Raw genomic sequence first — 16,826 nt, forward strand, 5'->3', positions numbered from 1 at the left:
GCACCTCTCGCTGACCTCGAATTGAGATACCGTCTGTACGTCGCGGCTGCCGTTGACGGGTTCTTCAAGCCGTATCTGGCTATGGGATTAGGTCTCAACACCGCCGAGAGCGCGATGCGATCGGTCAGGCAGGTTCACTAGCCGGCCGATCAGGATAAAGGCAAGCACCGCAATGCCGCCAACAATGGCCGTGATCGCCAGAGACCAGGTCACGCCGACCACCTCCATCGCAAGCGCCAGCGCAAATGGCGCGATTGCCGATACCGCCAGCCGAGCCGCCATCGTCTTTCCCTGGAGCTGGCCATATCCTTCGCTTCCGAAGAGCCACAGCGGAAGCGTTCCTGCTGCAATGCTAAAGATCCCGCCGCCCAGTCCGAAGATGATTGCAAAGACTATGGCGTTGGATGCTGAGGCAGGCGAGAACGCCAGCAGCGCGATCGCTCCCGACATCAACGATGCCGAGACGATGGCGAGCCGAACAGGAGCGAGCCTGCCGCCAAAGATCATGTTGGTGAAGCGGCTGAGCACCTGCGCAGGACCATATAGGCTTCCGACAAGAGCGGCCGACGTCCCGAGGCCAAGGCCGGATAGGATCGGAACCATGTGGATCAGGATTGCCGAGCTGAGAAGCGATTGAACAGAGAAGCCGACGACCATGAAAATAAAGCCCAATCGCCTTGCGGAGGCAGGAAGTCTTCCTTCGACACGCTTGTCGGCGGACGCCTCTCGTCCCCTGGCGTTACTTGATCCCACGCGTCGCGCAAGTAGAGCGTGGATAGGAAGGCAGACAAAAAGATTGAGGGCGGCGAAGACCAGGTAGACTTCGCGCCACGATATGTGTTCATGCAGCGCCGTTGTGATCGGCCAGAAGATCGTCGAGGCAAAGCCGGCGATTAGCGTCAGATAGGTGATACTGCGCTGGGCGACTTTCGGGTTGATCTGGACGAGCAGTGCGAACGCCGCAGCATATTGTACCAGATTGGACGCCGTCTCGATCGCGATCAGAGTGAAGACAAAGGCGACCTTGCCGGAAGATAGGGCGCAAGCCACGAGCGCTGCAGCGGCGGTCGCCGAACCAGCCATCATGATGCGTCCGGCGCCAAAGCGGTCTATCCATTTGCCCATCGTCGGCGCGGCGAGACCGCCGATCAGCAAAGCGGCCGACAAAGCACCGAAGATCCATTCCGATGGCCAGTTCAGATCCCGCGCCATGTCCGGCGCAAGAATGCTGAAGCTGTAATAGAGCGTTCCATAGCCGATGATCTGGGTGAGCCCCAGGGCCAGGATCGCAGCCACAGGCGGACGTTCGGTGCTGGTCGTCATATGGATTTGAGGCTCACTCGCTGCTCCAGCTTTTCGGCTGCCTCCTTCCGTTCGCTGTAGCGGTCGGTGAGGTAGTCGGATGCGTCGCGCGTCAGCCAGGTGAACTTCACCAGCTCCTCGCAGACATCAACGGCGCGATCGTAATAGGACGAAGGCTTCATCCGGCCGTTGGCATCGAATTCCTGGAAGGCTTTCGCCACCGACGACTGGTTCTGGATGGTGATCATCCGCATCCAACGCCCGAGAATGCGCATCTGTCCCAGCGCATTGAAGGACTGTGAACCGCCGGAGACCTGCATCAGCGCAAGCGTCTTGCCCTGTGTTGGTCGGACCGAGCCAACCGAAAGCGGTATCCAGTCGATCTGAGCCTTCATGATACCGGTCATCGCGCCGTGGCGTTCCGGACTGACCCAGACTTGGCCCTCCGACCAGGCAGACAGGTCGCGCAGTTCCTGCACCTTGGGATGCGTGACCGGAGCGTCGTCAGGCAGCGGCAGGCCTTCCGGATTGAAGATTTTCACCTCGCAGCCGAAGTGTTCCAACAGCCGTGCCGCCTCGTGTGCGAGCAGTCGGCTGTAGGAGACGGCTCGGAGCGAACCGTACAGGATGAGGATGCGCGGCTTGTGCGTCGAGAATGGCGGCCGAAGCGCCGTCAGATCCGGCATGCGCAGATGCTCCGGCGAAGCTGCAGGCAGATCAGACAATGCGCTTGCCCTCGGCATCGAGGACTTTTTCGCCGTCTTCCTTGGTAAAGGGCCCCTTGTGGCTGTCCGGCAGGATGTCCAGCACGACTTCCGACGGCCGCGACAGGCGGGTGCCGAGCGGTGTGATAACGAAGGGCCGATTGATCAGGATCGGATCCTTTAGCATCGCATCGAGAAGCTGATCATCCGTCAGGTCGGGATTATCGAGGCCGAGTTCCGCATAGGGCGTGCCCTTCTCGCGAATGGCCTCGCGGACGGTCAAGCCCGCGTCGGTGATCATTTTAATGAGCTGCGCTCGGGTCGGCGGGCTGCTCAGGTATTCGATCACGACCGGCTCGATGCCCGCATTGCGGACCATTGCCAAGGTATTGCGCGAAGTTCCGCAGTCCGGATTGTGGTAGATGGTGACATCCATGATCAGACTTCCTTCGTTGGGATGAGCTTGGAGGCAGACACCGAGCGCACGGCCGCGCCGCGCTCGTACCAACCCTTGCTGCGATTGACGATCCAAACCACCGACAGCATCACCGGCACCTCGATCAAAACGCCGACGACAGTGGCGAGTGCGGCACCAGAGTCGAAGCCGAACAGACTGATGGCTGCGGCAACGGCAAGTTCGAAGAAGTTCGACGCGCCAATCAGCGCCGATGGTCCGGCAATGCAATGTTCCTCGCCGCTCATCCGGTTGAGCAGATAGGCCAGCCCGGAATTGAAGTAGACCTGGATCAGGATAGGCACGGCCAGCAGCCCGATCACGGCCGGCTGCGCGATGATCTGCTCGCCCTGGAAACCGAACAGAAGGATCAGTGTTGCCAGCAGAGCCAGGAGCGACAATGGCTGCAGGGTGTTCAGGAGCCGGTCGAGCGGTGCGGCCGATCCTCCAGCCAGCAGGCCGCGCCGCAACAGTTGTGCGGCGATGACCGGCAGGACGATGTAGAGCACCACGGAGATCACCAGCGTATCCCAGGGAACGGTGATCGCCGAAAGCCCGAGGAGGAGTCCGACGATCGGCGCGAATGCGACGACCATGATCGCGTCGTTCAGCGCCACCTGACTGAGCGTGAAGTGAGGTTCGCCTTTCGTCAGGTTCGACCACACGAAGACCATGGCCGTGCAGGGTGCAGCAGCCAGAATGATCAGGCCGGCGATGTAGGAGTCGATCTGACCGGAGGGCAGCATCGGTCGAAACAGCCATCCTATGAATAGCCAGCCCAACAGGGCCATAGAGAACGGCTTGATCGCCCAGTTCACCAATAAGGTCACGCCTATCCCGCGCCAATGGCGTCCGACCTGGCCAAGAGCGGCGAAGTCGATCTTGACCAGCATCGGGATGATCATCAGCCAGATCAGGACGGCCACGGGAATATTGACTTTGGCAATCCCGGCAGCGCCGATCGTGTGGAACAGGCCGGGCATCAGATGCCCGAGCATCACGCCCACCACAATGCAAAGGAACACCCAGACGGTGAGATAGCGTTCAAAGGTGGACATAGTGGTTATCCCTGCAATGTCTTGGCCAGCAATGCCGCCGAAGCTGGGCAAAGCTTGCTTGCCTGACGGCTCCGCAAGATGGCCTCCGGCGCCGTTGCGCGGTCGATCCGGATGAAGCCGAGTGACTCAAAAAAGGGCGCGGCGGTCGTGGTCAGAAGGTAGCCGGTGCGAGCCCCATTCGCGTAAGCCCGTTGCAGCAAAAGATCGGTTGCTCGTCGGCCAAGTCCCTTGTGCCGGTGAGGCGGTGCGATGACGATCGAGCGCAGAAGTGCATTGTTGCCATGAAGTTCGTAGCCACCGTATCCGATGGTATCGACGCCGCGAACAATCCGGAAGAAGCTGCGGCCATCCTCATTAAGATCGTCGATCGGAAGGTCGGCGCCTTTGAGGGCGTCGCGCAGCTCGCCTTCATGTCCGGCAATCGGCAAAAGCGCCAGGGCGGTCGCACCTTCGGTCGTTCCGATCTGGCGCAGTTGCGTCTCCAACGCGAGCCTGTCGATCGACGATAGCGGCAGGCTGATAAAGGCCATGATCCGGTTCTTGAGGAAGCGCGCAGCCTGGGCGAAAGCGCGGCTCTTTTCGATGTCGCTGCCTTCAACGGCGGCCGGATCTTCAATACCCCAATGGGCCGTCATCGGATGGCCGATCCAGACTGGGCAGGCATCGCCGGCGGCGCTGTCGCAGACCGTGAAGATGAAGTCCATTTGCGGTGCGCCGGGTTCGGCAAACTCGTCCCAGCTTTTCGAACGGAAGCCATCCGTCGGATAACCGAGCGCCGCCAGTTCCTTCAGCGCCAAGGGATTGACTTCACCTTTCGGCTGACTGCCGGCAGAATACGCGTTGAAGCGACCCTTTCCCTCGGCGTTGAGGATGGATTCGGCCAGGATCGAGCGAGCGGAATTGCCCGTGCAGAGAAAGAGGACGTTGTAGACGCGGTCTGTGATCATTGCAGTTTCTCCTCCGCTTTAGGGGTGCAGCAGGTCGCAACCTCAGCAGCCGGTGCGCAGATTTCCGGGTGCCCGGAGCAGCAATCCTCCATCAGGAAGCGGACAAGACCGCCGAGCGCTTCGTAGTTCGCGGTGTAGATGATCGATCGGGATTCCCGCTGCTGCGCAATCAGGCCGGATCGCTCCAGCTCCTTCAGATGGAAGGAGACGTTCGACGGCGATACCTCCGCCTTTTCCGCGATCGCGCCGGCAGCCATGCCATCAGGGCCGGCGACTACCAGCATGCGGATGATGTGCAGACGGGTTTCCTGGGACAGTGCGCCAAATGCGATGAGTGCTTGACGTTGATCCATATTTCAATAATCCTTGAATCATTGAAACGAGGATTACCGCAAATGAATGCGATCGACAACTCGAAAATTCAAAGCGCCGACATCAGCCTTGGCCTGCTTCTCGAAACGCTGACGCACGCCAAGGATATGCCGCTCGTCTTCCACTATGACGGCAGGCCGGTGAAGCCCGGCTATCATGTCACCGAGGTCAAAGCCGGAAGGTTCGAAGCGCTCGACTGCGGTGCCAATCCGGAAAGCTGGACGGAGATCTTCGTGCAGCTCTGGGATATCGCGGAAGGCGACCGCACACATATGCCGGCCGGCAAGTTTGCGGCGATCATCCGGAAAGTATCCGAGCGTGTGAAGCTCGACGGATCAGCGAAGCTGACCTTTGAGGTGAGCGACGGCGTGCAGCCGATGCAGCTTTATCAGGCCGCCTATCCAAGCCTTCGTGCCGGTCAGGTGCGTGTTGAGCTGACTCCACGCGCCGCGAGCTGTAAGCCGCGCGATCGTTGGCTGGCGGAACAGCAGGCCCAAGCTCAACCGTGCTGTGGCCCGTCGACTGAAAAGAGTGCCTGCTGCGGCTGATGCCGCTTCCAGATTTCGGTTGGCTGTCAGGATAACGCGCCGAGATGAAGACTGCCGTGGATCACGACGAGCGCCGTGTCAACGAAGCGGAACTCGCACAGGCGATCTGCGAGCGCGACTTACTTCTCGCTGACGCCTGCGGGCCGTTCTTCGACAAGCCTCCCTCCTAAGGAAGGCTTACGCCTGTCCTGAAACCCCGTCGGCCGGATCGGTTGGCCGACAGGGTTTGATAGAGCCTATGCCGGTTGGCTTCTTCGCGGTTGGTAGCCGCGCATGCGCTTGCTGCGCAGAAGCTGCAGGAAGAGCAGCACGGCGTCTTCCTCACTTCTGAAATGATCATGCCTCACCCGGCCGCGCGCACCGATGCGACCCCATCTGCGGGTAAGGGAGACCTCTCCAAACAACGTCGCCTCGATTGACATGGCGTAGTATCGGGCCATGTTTCTCGTGGGATCCGTGCGTTCGACGTAGAGCTGATAGGGTTGCGCGATCATGACCGCAGAATTGCTGAACCCGACAATCTCGTCCAACGACATATGTGAATCGGACGGTGCGGATCGATTCATATTTGTGATGATGCGCGTAGGCGTGCGACGGGCATAATTCCTAATTGATCTCGTTCGGTTCACACATTGCAGATCAGCCTTTGCGAGAGGACAAAAGGCCGGCGAGCGTCGCGACGACGATGATGAGGCCCGCTTGTATCAGGATCGATAAATCCGGTCCGTACACAACGCTCCACAATGCTGTCATGCAAAATACGAGCGCGCTGAAGATCAGGCATTTGGTTTTGAACGAAAGACGCTTTCCCCTCGGTGACAGCAGAATGTAAAGCGCCAGGGCGATTGCAACCAATACTGCCAATGTGAACAGCAATTCCATGCGTGTCGATTCCTCTGCTATTTCCGTGTGGACTTTCCAGTCTTATGAAACCTGTTCTGCTCAACGCATGCCTTCATGTCCTCGCGCCGAAACCAGATTGCACGCCCGCACCGAAGCGGCGGATTCCCTGATGTGAAGACGATCTGTTCGTCGCTGCGCATGCGCAGCACTTCATGCGGCATGATCAGTGGCCGGCGGCTGAGCTGTTTCGACCGCGAACGCGACGATCCCTTCATGCCCGTCGAGTGGTTCGTCTGATCGACCTCGACCGTGGTGTCACCGCAGCGCTTCGAGATGTAGTCGGCCGTGTCGGGATCGTTGATCGCGGCAAACGAAATCCAGCTCGTGCTCTCGAACCATTTGCTGGCGGCGTCCCGGCCTCCGTAGGCTTCGCGCATCTGACCGATCGACTGGAAAATCATCGCCAACGTGATGCCGTATTTCCGGCCCGCGTCGCGCGCAGTTTCCAGTATCCGCATATAACCGAGCCGGGCCACTTCATCGAGCAGGAACAGTGTGCGTCCGTTCACTACGCCGTTGCGATTGTAGATCGCATTCAAGAGCGAACCGATCACGACGCGGGCAAGGCCAGCATGGGTTTCCAGCGCCTTCAGGTCGATGTTAATGAAGACGTCGGTCTGGCCATCCGCCAGCTCGTCAGTCGAGAACGTCGAACCGGAGACCAGCGCCGCGTAGTTCGGGTAAGAAAGCCAGTGGGTTTCCTTGATGGCGTTGGCGTACACTCCTGAGAAGGTTTCAGGCGTCATGTTCACGAAGGCGGCAACATTCTCCCGTACGAAATCGGATTCCGAATTGTCGTAGATTTCCTGAAGCCGCGCCCGCAGTTTCGGTTCCGGCTCAGAGAGATTGGTGCGCACCAGTCGCAATGTTCTCCTGTCTCGCTCGGTATGACCGGAGAGGCACACATCGGCGATCATGGCGGTCAGCAATTGCAGGCCCGAGGCTCGAAAAAAGTCGTCACGCACGCCGGCTGCGCGACCGCTATCGCTCATGATCCACGAGGCAACCGCGGCGATATCCTCTTCGGCATTGCCGCCATACCAACCGATCCAGTCCAGCGCGTTGAAGCCGATACCCGGTGTGGTGGGATCGAGCACGATGACTTTCCGTCCGGCTTTCCGCCGATGCTCGACGACCATTGGGGCGACCTCGCTTGACGGGTCCAGCACGATCAGGCCACCGCCCCATTTGAGCGCGGTCGGTATCGTCACCGACGTCGTCTTGAAGCCGCCGGAGCCGGCAAAGACGATGCCATGCGACGAGCCGAACGAACCATCGAAGCAGAGCAGTGGATTTTTACCACCGACACCCCACGTCATCGGATCGTCAGCCCGGAATGACATTGTCGCAACGCTGTCGCGGTCGGCACGATAGCGCTCGCCGATGACAATGCCGCCGCTCTCCGGAAACAACGTCGCCGCCTCGTTCATCTTCATCCAGTCGGCCTCGCCATGAACGGCGCGCTTGCCGCGGATGCGCCGCGGTATGGGTTTGGCGAAAGCAGCATTGCCGCGCAGCGAAACGCGAAGCGCGAAACCACCGGCGAGCAAGACCGTGGAGGCGCCAGTCATCGTCGCCAGGTCGAGATAGGCGAGCACGGATTGCTGAGATGGCACACTGCTCGCAATGCCGGCAAGCCGGATTGCTTCGCGCGTCACGGCGCTCGCGATCGTAAGCACACTGCCCGCAACCACGCCCCATCCGACGGCTTTGATATTGGTTGCGCCGTTGGCCGCAAACAGGAAGGTCACGCCGATCGCGGCGGCGATGACGCATGGCAATGCCAGGCCAATGCGTCCGAGGATCAGCTTTGCCTGTGCTGTCTTGCCGAAGGCTGCAAGCCATTGCTCGATGCCCGGTACAAAGATCATCACCATCAGCATGATCGCGGCGGGCAGGGCGGCGAGCAGCAATCTATTCACCGTCATGACCGAAAGCCTCCGCGCCCAGTGCGGTGAGACGGGCACGCTCCTGTTCATCGTCTTGTATGCGGCTCCTGCCATCGATCAGCAGGCCGAGCAGCAGGGCACGTTTCTCGAAGCGCAGACCTGCCTTTACGATCAGGCCGCCGAGCTCGATTTTCTCGCGCGTGTCCTTCTTGCGAGCGTCCGTTGACAAGGTCCGGTCCATGCGCTCAAGCCTCGCCGCCGCTGCCCGCATGCGCGCCAGACGCGACCGGCGCGGGCGTTTCGCTGGAGTCTCTGTCGTCGCCGGCATTTTTTCTCGGCGGGGCTTTTCCCTTGCCTCCATGAAACCGATTGGCAACGTCCTCGAACGCCGCCTGAAGCTCGGCTTCGTCGATCTCGATTTCGCCGAGACCGGCTTTCAACGCGATCCGTCCGATGCGTTCGGCTTCGCGTGTTTCAGCTGCTTTAAGCTGGTCCTGCAGCTTTGCGATTTCTTCCCTGATCTTCGACGACGGCTTCTTCATTCCGGTCGCATTTCCTCTTGGTCGTTGGCGTTGCAGTCGCGACGCCAACATTCCTCCGGATGTGCTCTTCAGGAAATGTGCAGATTTGCACGTCGGCAAAGCCGACACTTTGGTGAATGATCCCGCCGATCCGAAGGAGCGGTTCCAAGGGCGCAATTATACGTCGCTGACGCGACGCCTTGCGTTGAGGCCTGAAACGGCTTGCCAGCTCCCGACGAACGAGATTCGAACCGGGAGTTTTTGCGCTGTGGCCATCGCCCACTTCTCAGCCAGCATCGTCAGCCGCGGCGACGGTCGCAGTGTGGTGCTGTCTGCTGCTTACCGGCATTGCGCGAAGATGGAATACGAGCGCGAGGCCCGCAGCATCGATTATACGCGGAAAGAGGGCTTGCTGCATGAGGAGTTTCTGCTCCCGGCCGATGCCCCGAAATGGGCGCGGATACTGATTGCGGATCGCTCGATTGCCGGCGCCTCGGAAGCTTTCTGGAACAAGGTCGAGGCTTTCGAGAAGCGTCCCGATGCCCAGCTTGCCCGTGACCTGACGATCGCCCTGCCGCTGGAACTGAAGCGCGAGCAGAACATCGCACTGGTGCGGGACTTTGTCGAGAAACACATCCTCGCCATGGGCATGGTCGCCGACTGGGTCTATCACGACAATCCCGGCAATCCGCATATCCATCTGATGACGACGCTGAGGCCACTGACAGGGCACGGTTTCGGCGCCAAGAAAGTCGCTTTGATCGGTGAGGACGGCCAGCCGGTCCGCACGAAAGCGGGCAAGATTGTCTATGAGCTTTGGGCCGGATCGACCGAGGACTTCAATGTCTTGCGCGACGGCTGGTTCGAGCGGCTGAACCATCACCTGGCGCTCGGCGGTATCGACCTTCGCGTCGATGGCCGATCCTACGAGAAGCAGGGCATCGAGCTGACGCCAACTATCCATCTCGGCGTCGGGGCCAAGGCGATCAAGCGCAAGGCGGAGAGCCAAGGTGTCCGCCCGGAGCTCGAGCGGATCGAACTGAATGACGCGCGACGCGTGGAAAACACCCGCCGCATTCTCAAAAATCCCGCCATCGTGCTCGATCTTATCACGCGGGAAAAGAGCGTCTTCGATGAGCGCGATGTCGCCAAGATCCTGCACCGCTATGTCGATGATCCCGCCATCTTCCAGCAGCTGATGATCAGGATCATCCTGCACCCGGAGGTTCTGCGGCTACAGCGCGACACGATCGAGTTCTCGACCGGAGAGAAGCAGCCGGCGCGTTATTCGACGCGGGCGATGATCCGGCTGGAAGCGACGATGGCGCGGCAGGCGATGTGGCTGTCGGGCAAGGAGACGCAGGCCATTTCCAGAACCGTGCTCGACGCGACGTTCGGGCGGCATCAGCGCCTGTCCGATGAGCAGAAGGTGGCGATCGAGCGGATCGCCGGTCCCGCCCGCATTGCGGCGGTGGTCGGCCGCGCGGGCGCCGGCAAGACCACGATGATGAAGGCGGCCCGCGAGGCATGGGAACTCGCCGGATACCGTGTCGTCGGTGGCGCGCTTGCGGGAAAGGCGGCCGAAGGTCTGGAGAAGGAAGCGGGGATTGTTTCCCGCACGCTGGCATCCTGGGAACTGCGCTGGGGCAGCGGTCGTGATGTGCTCGATGACAAGACCGTGTTCGTCATGGACGAGGCCGGTATGGTGGCCTCAAGGCAGATGGCCGGCTTTGTCGATGCCGCGGTCAGGGCAGGGGCCAAGATCGTACTGGTGGGCGATCCCGAACAGCTTCAGCCGATCGAAGCGGGCGCCGCCTTCCGCGCCATCGTCGACCGCATTGGTTACGCAGAACTCGAAACCATCTACCGCCAGCGCGAGGACTGGATGCGAAAAGCCTCGCTCGATCTGGCGCGCGGCAATGTCGAGAAGGCACTGACCGCCTATGACGCCAATGCCAGGATCACCGGCACCTTTCTGAAGGCGGAAGCGGTCGAGAAGCTGATCGCAGACTGGGACCATGATTACGACCAGACGAAGACCACGCTGATCCTCGCCCATCTGCGCCGGGACGTACGCATGCTGAACACGATGGCCCGTGAAAAACTGGTCGGACGCGGCATCGTCGCGGAGGGCTATGTGTTCAGGACCGCCGACGGCGAGCGCCGTTTCGACGCCGGTGACCAGATTGTCTTCCTGAAAAACGAGGGATCGCTCGGCGTTAAGAACGGCATGATCGCGCATGTCGTCGAGGCCGCGCCGAACCGTATCGTCGCCACGGTCGGCGAGGGCGATCAACGCCGGCAGGTCACGGTTGAACAGCGCTTCTACAGCCATCTTGATCATGGCTATGCCACGACCATCCACAAAAGCCAGGGCGCCACGGTCGACAGGGTCAAGGTGCTCGCCTCCCTGTCTCTGGATCGTCATCTGACCTATGTGGCCATGACCCGTCATCGTGAGGATCTGCAGCTTTATTACGGTCGCCGATCCTTCGGCTTCAACGGTGGCCTGACGAAAGTTCTTTCCCGCAGACAAGCCAAGGAGACCACCCTCGATTACGAGCGTGGGACGCTCTACCGTCAGGCGCTGCAGTTCGCCGAAAACCGTGGGCTGCACATCGTCCAGGTGGCGCGCACGCTGCTGCGCGATCGGCTCGACTGGACGCTGCGCCAGAAGACGAAGCTTGCAGACCTGGCCCAACGCCTTGCCGCGTTCACGGCGCGCCTCGGCCTGCACCAATCCCCGCACAAACCATCAGCCAAGGAGACGATGCCCATGGTTGCCGGCATAACCCGGTTCGAGAATTCCGTTGCGGACGCGGTCGGGCAGAGGCTCGATGCCGATCCCGCATTGAAAAGGCAGTGGGAGGAGGTCTCGACCCGTTTCCGCTATGTCTTCGTCGATCCGGAAACGGCATTCCGGACGATGAATTTCGATGCCGTCCTGGTGGATAAGGACCTTGCTCGCCAAACGCTCCAGACGCTTGCCGCCGAGCCGGCGACGATCGGTCCACTCAAGGGCAAGACCGGCATACTCGCCGGCAAGTCCGATCGCGAGGATCGCCGTGTCGCCGAGGTCAATGTTTCCGCTTTGAAGCGCGATCTTGAGCGCTATCTCCAGATGCGCGAGAGCACCGCGCAGCGGCTGCAGATGGACGAGCAGGCGGCGCGGCAGCGCGTGTCGATCGACATTCCGGCGCTGTCGCCGGCGGCCCGTGTCGTGTTAGAGCGGGTACGCGACGCGATAGACCGCAACGATCTGCCGGCGGCGATGGGATATGCGCTGAGCAACCGGGAAACCAGGCAGGAGATCGACGGGTTCAACCAGGCGGTCACCGAGCGGTTCGGGGAGCGCACGCTGCTTGCCAACACCGCGCGCGAGCCGTCCGGAAAGCTGTTTGAGAAACTCTCCGAGGGCATGAAGCCCGAGCAGAAGGAGCAGCTGAAACAGGCCTGGCCCATCATGCGCACCGCCCAGCAACTTGCCGCTCATGAGCGAACCGTCGCGTCGCTGAAGCAGGCGGAGGAATTGCGACAGACGCAACGCCAGTCACCGGCGCTGAAGCCATGAGCAGACGGGCTGTCTTCTGGTTTCTCGGCCTTAGCGGCCTCGCTTTGAGCGGCGTCGCGGTGACGGGGTTCGTCAGTGGCTATCGATTGAACCTCACGCCAAGCGAGCCACTCGGGCTCTGGCGCATCGAGGCGATTCATCGTCCCGTCGAGATCGGTGATCTGGTGTTCATATGCCCACCAGCGACGGCAGTCTTCGAGGAAGCGAGACGGCGCGGCTACCTTCGCCAGGGATTGTGCAGCAGCGGCTTTGCACCGCTCATCAAGACTGTTTTGGCGTTGCCCGGTCAATACGTCGAAGTCGGCGATCGGATCGCTGTCAATGGCGCCCGGATTCCAGCATCCGACCTTCGGCTGACCGACGGCGAGGGCAGGGCGATCGCTCCTTTTGCCGGAGGTGTCGTGCCGCCGGGACATCTGTTTCTTCACTCTTCTTTCGCGAGCTCCTATGACTCAAGATATTTCGGGCCAATCCCGGAGATCGGCCTTCTCGGTCTGGCAAAATCGGTTCTCACCTTCGATCCGTGATCAAGGGCGCTCCGTCTTACTGATCGCACTTGCCGTGGCTTGCGGCTGGATTGGTTGGTGCGGCCAGGTTCTTGCCCTTCCCGTAGCCATGCTCTTTCCTGCATTGTGGGCATGTTCGCCCTCCCGGATGGCGGCGGCCTTTGTCTCAGCGGGATATTTTTTGGCTGCTTCGCGCGGCTTGCCGCAGGGCGTTGCGAATTTCTACGCGGCGGATCTCTGGCCCGGCCTCTTGCTCTGGCTGGCGGCTTCACTTGCCTTTGTCACGGTGCATGCTGTGGTCTGGGCAAATCAATCGGATCGGCTAACGGAAGAGGGAAGGCTGGGATGGCGGCAACCGAGAAGGTGGCCGCCGCTGCGCTATCTGCTGGCTATGGTGCTGATGGCGCTGCCGCCCTTCGGCATCGTCGGATGGGCGCAGCCGCTCACGGCGGCTGGCGTGGTGTTTCCGGGATGGGGGTGGTGGGGACTGACCGCTGCTACGGCCGGCCTGCTCGCCATGACGACGAAATACTGGCCGGCCGCCGCCATTGGCCTTGGAGGCTTCTGGCTCTGGTCCGCCGCAACGTGGACGGCGCCGGCTCTACCGGACAGATGGACAGGTGTCGATCTTGAAATGGGCCAGATGCTCGGCCGCGATGCTTCGCTCGACCACCACCGTGGCATGATCGCAACAGCGTGGATCTCCGCAAGCAAGGGGCTGCGCTTTGTGGTGCTTCCCGAAAGTGCGTTGGGTTTTTGGACGCCGACAGTAGAACATATCTGGCGTGACGGGCTGCGTGGTTCCGGCCTCGTCGTTATCGCGGGAACGGCTCTCGTCGATCGCCAAGGCTATGACAACCTCATGGTGGTAATCTCAGCCGACGAAGCGAGTATCCTCTATCGTGAGCGCATGCCGGTCCCAGTTTCCATGTGGCAGCCTTGGTCACGATGGACGGGGCAGAGCGGTGGCGCCCACGCACATTTCTTCACCAACCCCGTCGTCGAAATCGACGGCGAGAAGATCGCGCCGCTGATCTGCTACGAGCAGCTCATCGTCTGGCCGATCCTGCAGTCGATGCTGCATACGCCGGACGTCATCGTCGCCGCAAGCAACGGCTGGTGGACCAAGGGAACCCCGATCGTTGAGATCCAGAGAGCGAGCATCATCGCCTGGGGCAGGCTGTTCGGCCTGCCCGTCGTTATGGCCTTCAATACATAAGGAGTGACCGAGATGGTCGATGCCGCCCTCATCGAACAATGCGCCGACCCTGGTTTGAAACCGGCAATCGTCGCGCAGTTTATCGAGCGAGCAGGGTCCGAGGACCCGCTTGCAGTCACTGTCCGCTCCGGAAACCGCGTCGTTCTCGTGCCGAAACCGACAACGACGGATGAAACGCTTGCGCTGATCCGCGAGAATCTTGGTCGAAACACCGTTCGCGTCGGCATCACGCAATATCCCGCTGGCCTCGGCATCGTGGAGGCCGGTCAGCTGACGCCGGATCTGGTCGATGCCTGCGAGAATATCCGCATGGGCACGGCTCTATTTGCCAAAGTCTATCGGATCGTCGCGAAATGGTATGGAAATCCCACGGCAAAAGAGGCATTGCCGCAGGTCTTTGATGACGCGATCATCGCCTGGCAGACTGGGTATTTCGAGGGAACGGCGGTGTTTCGGGCGCCGGATCCGGGTGAGTTCACGCCCCCCGTTCCTGAACCGTCACAGGAAGAGGATGCTGAAAAACATGGTGGCCGCGGCGGCAATCAGCCCGACACAGAACTCGCTCCAGACACAGTCGCATCTGATTCAAACAAGGCAGGAATTCGGATTGATTTGTCGGGGATCGGAGCTAGCAAGCCGTGATTGCTTTGAAAATTTGGTGCTCGATAACTGCGATTATGTTGCTGTTTGCACTGGCGAATACAGCGCCAGCTCTCTATAAGAATGCATAGGGCAGTACGCGCTGCCCAGGGTGTGGAAACCCTTCCTAGCGGCTGGCGCCGGCCGATACGGCGCCAGGATCCTCTGACCATTTGGCCGGGGGCCTGTGACGTATGTCCAGGTGCCTCGGTGCTAAAGGTCGCAGGACTGTCTAGGACGGTTTCCAACCCCCGGCTTGGATCAGGGATTAGCGTTTGCGGGGGCGGACCGCAGACTAATCAAAGGTTGGAACACCATGGGATCGGAAGAAACGACGTCGAAGGACCAGCTCGAACTTCGACCAGTCGTCGGACTAACGCAAGGACTTCCCTTAGCGGACCTGGAGTTCCTCACGGTGGATGCCATTCGCACCCACCGGCGCCTAGTGGACAGCGCGGATAAACTGTTCCAGGAGCTGCCTGACGACTATAAGTCTGGAAAAGCGGTCGGAGGCGCTCAGCATCTCCGTTACATCGAGGCAAGCATCGAGATGCACGCGCAGATGAGCGTCGTGAACACGCTGATCGGCATCCTCGGCTATATCCCGAAGGTGTTGGCTCACTAAGCCTCAGATGAGTCTTTTGCGGATCGCAAGAGCAATCAGATGCGTCGTCGTGTGCACGTCGAAGCGCTTTTTTGCCTCGGCAAGCTTTACGCGCACGCTGTTGTATTTGATGCCTTCGATGTCTGCGACCTCTTCCATCGTCTTGCCGGCCGCGATCCAACGGAGATACGTTGCTTCCTTCGAATCGAGGTGGGCCGGGTTCTCGATGGTGGGCTGTGCCCGCAGAAATACGATGCGGGCATGGAGCTGCGCTACTGCAGCCGCAGCGGCAACGGCGTTGATTTCCTTGTCGAGATCAATCGTCGGCTTCTTCGAGGCCAGCGTGAACATCGACATCGAACCGTTCGCTGTTTTGACAGGAATGGTGATGCCGGAACGAATTCCAAAATCCGCCGCATGCGCGAAGAACGAACGCTCCGCTTCTGAAAGTCGTGGTTTCTCCTGTTCTCCAGTCCAGGTGAAGGCCTGCTTCAGCGATTTTGCTCGCTTTACCACGGGGTCGAGGTCGGAATAGCGCCGTTCGAAATACGCGGACCGCCATTCTGGGTGGTAATTTGAGATCGCGAGCAAGTGACCGGGCTGGACGTTGAGATAGGCATAGCCGCCAAAGCCAATCCTTTTGGCCAGGTCCGAAAGAGCTTCCTCAAGATTACTTTGATCGCCTTCGACCGCGGTGAGATCGGTCAGTTTGTCCAGCCAGTGCTGCATTGATGCCCCCATTACGTGTTGCGATACCGACGCTATTCGCTGCGACACTTCGCGCGTTGCGGTTCCCGGACGGGTGGCGCGCACGTAAGGGATATGGCCAGGTGGGCGGGCAATCTCAAAATAGCGTCCCTTTTGTTATGTTATAACACATCAGGCAATCGGATTTTATGGAACTGCCGTGGCGGCATCGTTCACAACACTTGAGCTCCCCCTCGCTGGTTCAATCTCGCCATGCCGTCTGACAAGAAATGCCCGACGCAAAACGCGCCGGGCAAGGTAGCGAGAACCAGCGCCACACATGGTTCTCCCCGGGGAGCGTCGAATGTTCCGCTTGCTCCGGTTCGCCAGTGGGCACGTCTTGCGACTGTGCGCAGTCGCGAGACGTGCCCAACTCTCGCTAGTAATGCGGTCGGGAATGAGCTTTTACGGCTCTCCTGGTCACGGCTTCAAAGCCACGACGGCCTCAATTTCAACCAAGGCACCCTTTGGAAGAGCGGCGACTTGATAGCACGCGCGCGCCGGAAACGGATCACTGAAGTAGCCAGCATACACGTCATTGACTGCCGCAAACTCTGACAGATCGGTCAGAAGTACCGTGGTTTTTACAACGTCAGTCATTGCCGCTCCTGCAGCTTCGATGATCGCCCGCATATTCGCGAGGCATTGACGGGCCTGTTCCGCAGAGTTTGAGCCTGATATGCTCCCAGTCACTGGGTCGAGCGGAAGCTGCCCCGAGACGAACAGGAACCCATTGTGAATAGTTGCTTGGGAGTACGGCCCAATAGCCTTGGGCGCGTCTGATGTGTCAATCTTCTGCATTTTTACATATCCATAGTCGATGCTCTAAGGGCATTAGTTTC

At 60.3% G+C, this 16,826-nt stretch carries 20 protein-coding genes and 1 pseudogene; 7 read left to right on the top strand and 14 right to left on the bottom strand.

Going from position 1 to position 16,826, the window contains the following annotated elements; all coding sequences use genetic code 11:
* Window positions 1-87: 87 nt before the first annotated feature.
* The 7 genes and pseudogenes from arsK to ABOK31_RS33940 all read right to left on the bottom strand — a co-directional run bounded on the left by arsK (window position 88) and on the right by ABOK31_RS33940 (window position 4,818).
* Entirely contained in the window at window positions 88-1,323 is a 1,236-nt protein-coding gene (arsK, locus tag ABOK31_RS33910; RefSeq protein WP_172691179.1) for an arsenite efflux MFS transporter ArsK, read from the bottom strand.
* A complete protein-coding gene (gene arsH, locus ABOK31_RS33915; protein WP_172691178.1) occupies window positions 1,320-2,045 on the bottom strand; it encodes an arsenical resistance protein ArsH in 726 nt (241 codons plus the stop codon). The genes arsK and arsH overlap by 4 nt, the downstream gene beginning before the upstream one ends.
* Window positions 2,020-2,448 (bottom strand): arsenate reductase (glutaredoxin), encoded by a 429-nt coding sequence (arsC, locus tag ABOK31_RS33920; protein WP_172691212.1) that lies wholly within the window; start codon window positions 2,446-2,448, stop codon window positions 2,020-2,022. Before arsC ends, arsH begins: the two co-directional genes overlap by 26 nt.
* Window positions 2,445-3,518, bottom strand: coding sequence for an ACR3 family arsenite efflux transporter (gene arsB, locus ABOK31_RS33925; protein ID WP_172691177.1), 1,074 nt, complete (start codon window positions 3,516-3,518; stop codon window positions 2,445-2,447). The genes arsC and arsB overlap by 4 nt, the downstream gene beginning before the upstream one ends.
* A 5-nt stretch (window positions 3,519-3,523) precedes the next feature.
* Entirely contained in the window at window positions 3,524-3,946 is a 423-nt protein-coding gene (gene arsN2 / locus ABOK31_RS33930; protein WP_235676694.1) for an arsenic resistance N-acetyltransferase ArsN2, read from the bottom strand.
* 12 nt (window positions 3,947-3,958) lie between these two features.
* Window positions 3,959-4,465 (bottom strand): annotated as a pseudogene (locus ABOK31_RS33935) (arsenate reductase ArsC); the annotation flags it as partial.
* Window positions 4,462-4,818: a metalloregulator ArsR/SmtB family transcription factor gene (locus tag ABOK31_RS33940; RefSeq protein ID WP_172691176.1), complete on the bottom strand. Its 357-nt coding sequence runs from the start codon at window positions 4,816-4,818 to the stop codon at window positions 4,462-4,464. The pseudogene ABOK31_RS33935 and the gene ABOK31_RS33940, both read right to left, overlap by 4 nt.
* Before the next feature lie 42 nt (window positions 4,819-4,860).
* Here ABOK31_RS33940 and ABOK31_RS33945 point away from each other — a divergent pair, with 42 nt between their 5' ends.
* Entirely contained in the window at window positions 4,861-5,385 is a 525-nt protein-coding gene (locus tag ABOK31_RS33945) for a DUF6428 family protein (protein ID WP_172691175.1), read from the top strand.
* A 44-nt stretch (window positions 5,386-5,429) separates the two neighbouring features.
* Window positions 5,430-5,555: a hypothetical protein gene (locus tag ABOK31_RS33950; protein WP_268892451.1), complete on the top strand. Its 126-nt coding sequence runs from the start codon at window positions 5,430-5,432 to the stop codon at window positions 5,553-5,555.
* A 66-nt stretch (window positions 5,556-5,621) separates the two neighbouring features.
* Here ABOK31_RS33950 and ABOK31_RS33955 read toward each other — a convergent pair whose 3' ends face one another.
* From ABOK31_RS33955 to traC, 5 genes are all read right to left on the bottom strand, one after another.
* Window positions 5,622-5,921, bottom strand: coding sequence for a WGR domain-containing protein (locus ABOK31_RS33955; protein ID WP_235676687.1), 300 nt, complete (start codon window positions 5,919-5,921; stop codon window positions 5,622-5,624).
* 103 nt (window positions 5,922-6,024) lie between these two features.
* Window positions 6,025-6,267: a hypothetical protein gene (locus tag ABOK31_RS33960; RefSeq protein ID WP_172691174.1), complete on the bottom strand. Its 243-nt coding sequence runs from the start codon at window positions 6,265-6,267 to the stop codon at window positions 6,025-6,027.
* Window positions 6,268-6,284: 17 nt separating this feature from the next.
* Window positions 6,285-8,216: a Ti-type conjugative transfer system protein TraG gene (gene traG, locus ABOK31_RS33965; protein ID WP_172691173.1), complete on the bottom strand. Its 1,932-nt coding sequence runs from the start codon at window positions 8,214-8,216 to the stop codon at window positions 6,285-6,287.
* Window positions 8,203-8,418: a type IV conjugative transfer system coupling protein TraD gene (locus ABOK31_RS33970; protein WP_172691172.1), complete on the bottom strand. Its 216-nt coding sequence runs from the start codon at window positions 8,416-8,418 to the stop codon at window positions 8,203-8,205. Before ABOK31_RS33970 ends, traG begins: the two co-directional genes overlap by 14 nt.
* 4 nt (window positions 8,419-8,422) lie before the next feature.
* On the bottom strand, window positions 8,423-8,719 hold the full coding sequence (traC, locus tag ABOK31_RS33975) for a conjugal transfer protein TraC (RefSeq protein WP_172691171.1): 297 nt from the start codon (window positions 8,717-8,719) through the stop codon (window positions 8,423-8,425).
* A 247-nt stretch (window positions 8,720-8,966) separates the two neighbouring features.
* Here traC and traA point away from each other — a divergent pair, with 247 nt between their 5' ends.
* The 5 genes from traA (at window position 8,967) to ABOK31_RS34000 (ending at window position 15,258) form a co-directional block, all read left to right on the top strand.
* On the top strand, window positions 8,967-12,269 hold the full coding sequence (gene traA, locus ABOK31_RS33980) for a Ti-type conjugative transfer relaxase TraA (protein WP_172691209.1): 3,303 nt from the start codon (window positions 8,967-8,969) through the stop codon (window positions 12,267-12,269).
* Window positions 12,266-12,796, top strand: a complete 531-nt coding sequence (gene traF / locus ABOK31_RS33985) for a conjugative transfer signal peptidase TraF (RefSeq protein WP_172691170.1) — start codon at window positions 12,266-12,268, stop codon at window positions 12,794-12,796. The genes traA and traF overlap by 4 nt, the downstream gene beginning before the upstream one ends.
* On the top strand, window positions 12,717-13,994 hold the full coding sequence (locus tag ABOK31_RS33990) for a conjugal transfer protein TraB (protein WP_172691169.1): 1,278 nt from the start codon (window positions 12,717-12,719) through the stop codon (window positions 13,992-13,994). Before traF ends, ABOK31_RS33990 begins: the two co-directional genes overlap by 80 nt.
* Before the next feature lie 12 nt (window positions 13,995-14,006).
* Window positions 14,007-14,636: a TraH family protein gene (locus ABOK31_RS33995; RefSeq protein ID WP_172691168.1), complete on the top strand. Its 630-nt coding sequence runs from the start codon at window positions 14,007-14,009 to the stop codon at window positions 14,634-14,636.
* A 313-nt stretch (window positions 14,637-14,949) separates the two neighbouring features.
* Window positions 14,950-15,258: a transcriptional repressor TraM gene (locus tag ABOK31_RS34000; RefSeq protein WP_172691167.1), complete on the top strand. Its 309-nt coding sequence runs from the start codon at window positions 14,950-14,952 to the stop codon at window positions 15,256-15,258.
* 3 nt (window positions 15,259-15,261) lie between these two features.
* Here the strand turns inward: ABOK31_RS34000 and traR are convergent, their stop codons facing one another.
* Both traR and ABOK31_RS34010 read right to left on the bottom strand, forming a co-directional pair.
* A complete protein-coding gene (gene traR / locus ABOK31_RS34005) occupies window positions 15,262-15,966 on the bottom strand; it encodes a transcriptional regulator TraR (protein WP_172691166.1) in 705 nt (234 codons plus the stop codon).
* A 438-nt stretch (window positions 15,967-16,404) separates the two neighbouring features.
* The gene (locus tag ABOK31_RS34010; protein ID WP_172691165.1) at window positions 16,405-16,785 is read right to left on the bottom strand and encodes a RidA family protein; all 381 of its coding nucleotides are present in this window, start codon (window positions 16,783-16,785) and stop codon (window positions 16,405-16,407) included.
* Window positions 16,786-16,826 lie beyond the last annotated feature (41 nt).

The sequence above is a fragment of the Rhizobium sp. ZPR4 genome, from assembly GCF_040215725.1.
Lineage (GTDB): Bacteria > Pseudomonadota > Alphaproteobacteria > Rhizobiales > Rhizobiaceae > Rhizobium > Rhizobium rhizogenes_D.

Coding starts and splice junctions, on each gene's coding strand:
- traF (WP_172691170.1), top strand. CDS start 12,266: ATGAGCAGACGGGCTGTCTTCTGGTTTCTCGGCCTTAGCGGCCTCGCT.
- arsK (WP_172691179.1), bottom strand. CDS start 1,323: ATGACGACCAGCACCGAACGTCCGCCTGTGGCTGCGATCCTGGCCCTG.
- traG (WP_172691173.1), bottom strand. CDS start 8,216: ATGACGGTGAATAGATTGCTGCTCGCCGCCCTGCCCGCCGCGATCATG.
- arsH (WP_172691178.1), bottom strand. CDS start 2,045: ATGCCGAGGGCAAGCGCATTGTCTGATCTGCCTGCAGCTTCGCCGGAG.
- ABOK31_RS33970 (WP_172691172.1), bottom strand. CDS start 8,418: ATGGACCGGACCTTGTCAACGGACGCTCGCAAGAAGGACACGCGCGAG.
- ABOK31_RS33955 (WP_235676687.1), bottom strand. CDS start 5,921: ATGTCGTTGGACGAGATTGTCGGGTTCAGCAATTCTGCGGTCATGATC.
- ABOK31_RS34000 (WP_172691167.1), top strand. CDS start 14,950: ATGGGATCGGAAGAAACGACGTCGAAGGACCAGCTCGAACTTCGACCA.
- ABOK31_RS33990 (WP_172691169.1), top strand. CDS start 12,717: ATGACTCAAGATATTTCGGGCCAATCCCGGAGATCGGCCTTCTCGGTC.
- ABOK31_RS34010 (WP_172691165.1), bottom strand. CDS start 16,785: ATGCAGAAGATTGACACATCAGACGCGCCCAAGGCTATTGGGCCGTAC.
- ABOK31_RS33995 (WP_172691168.1), top strand. CDS start 14,007: ATGGTCGATGCCGCCCTCATCGAACAATGCGCCGACCCTGGTTTGAAA.
- ABOK31_RS33940 (WP_172691176.1), bottom strand. CDS start 4,818: ATGGATCAACGTCAAGCACTCATCGCATTTGGCGCACTGTCCCAGGAA.
- arsB (WP_172691177.1), bottom strand. CDS start 3,518: ATGTCCACCTTTGAACGCTATCTCACCGTCTGGGTGTTCCTTTGCATT.
- ABOK31_RS33960 (WP_172691174.1), bottom strand. CDS start 6,267: ATGGAATTGCTGTTCACATTGGCAGTATTGGTTGCAATCGCCCTGGCG.
- traC (WP_172691171.1), bottom strand. CDS start 8,719: ATGAAGAAGCCGTCGTCGAAGATCAGGGAAGAAATCGCAAAGCTGCAG.
- traR (WP_172691166.1), bottom strand. CDS start 15,966: ATGCAGCACTGGCTGGACAAACTGACCGATCTCACCGCGGTCGAAGGC.
- ABOK31_RS33950 (WP_268892451.1), top strand. CDS start 5,430: ATGAAGACTGCCGTGGATCACGACGAGCGCCGTGTCAACGAAGCGGAA.
- ABOK31_RS33945 (WP_172691175.1), top strand. CDS start 4,861: ATGAATGCGATCGACAACTCGAAAATTCAAAGCGCCGACATCAGCCTT.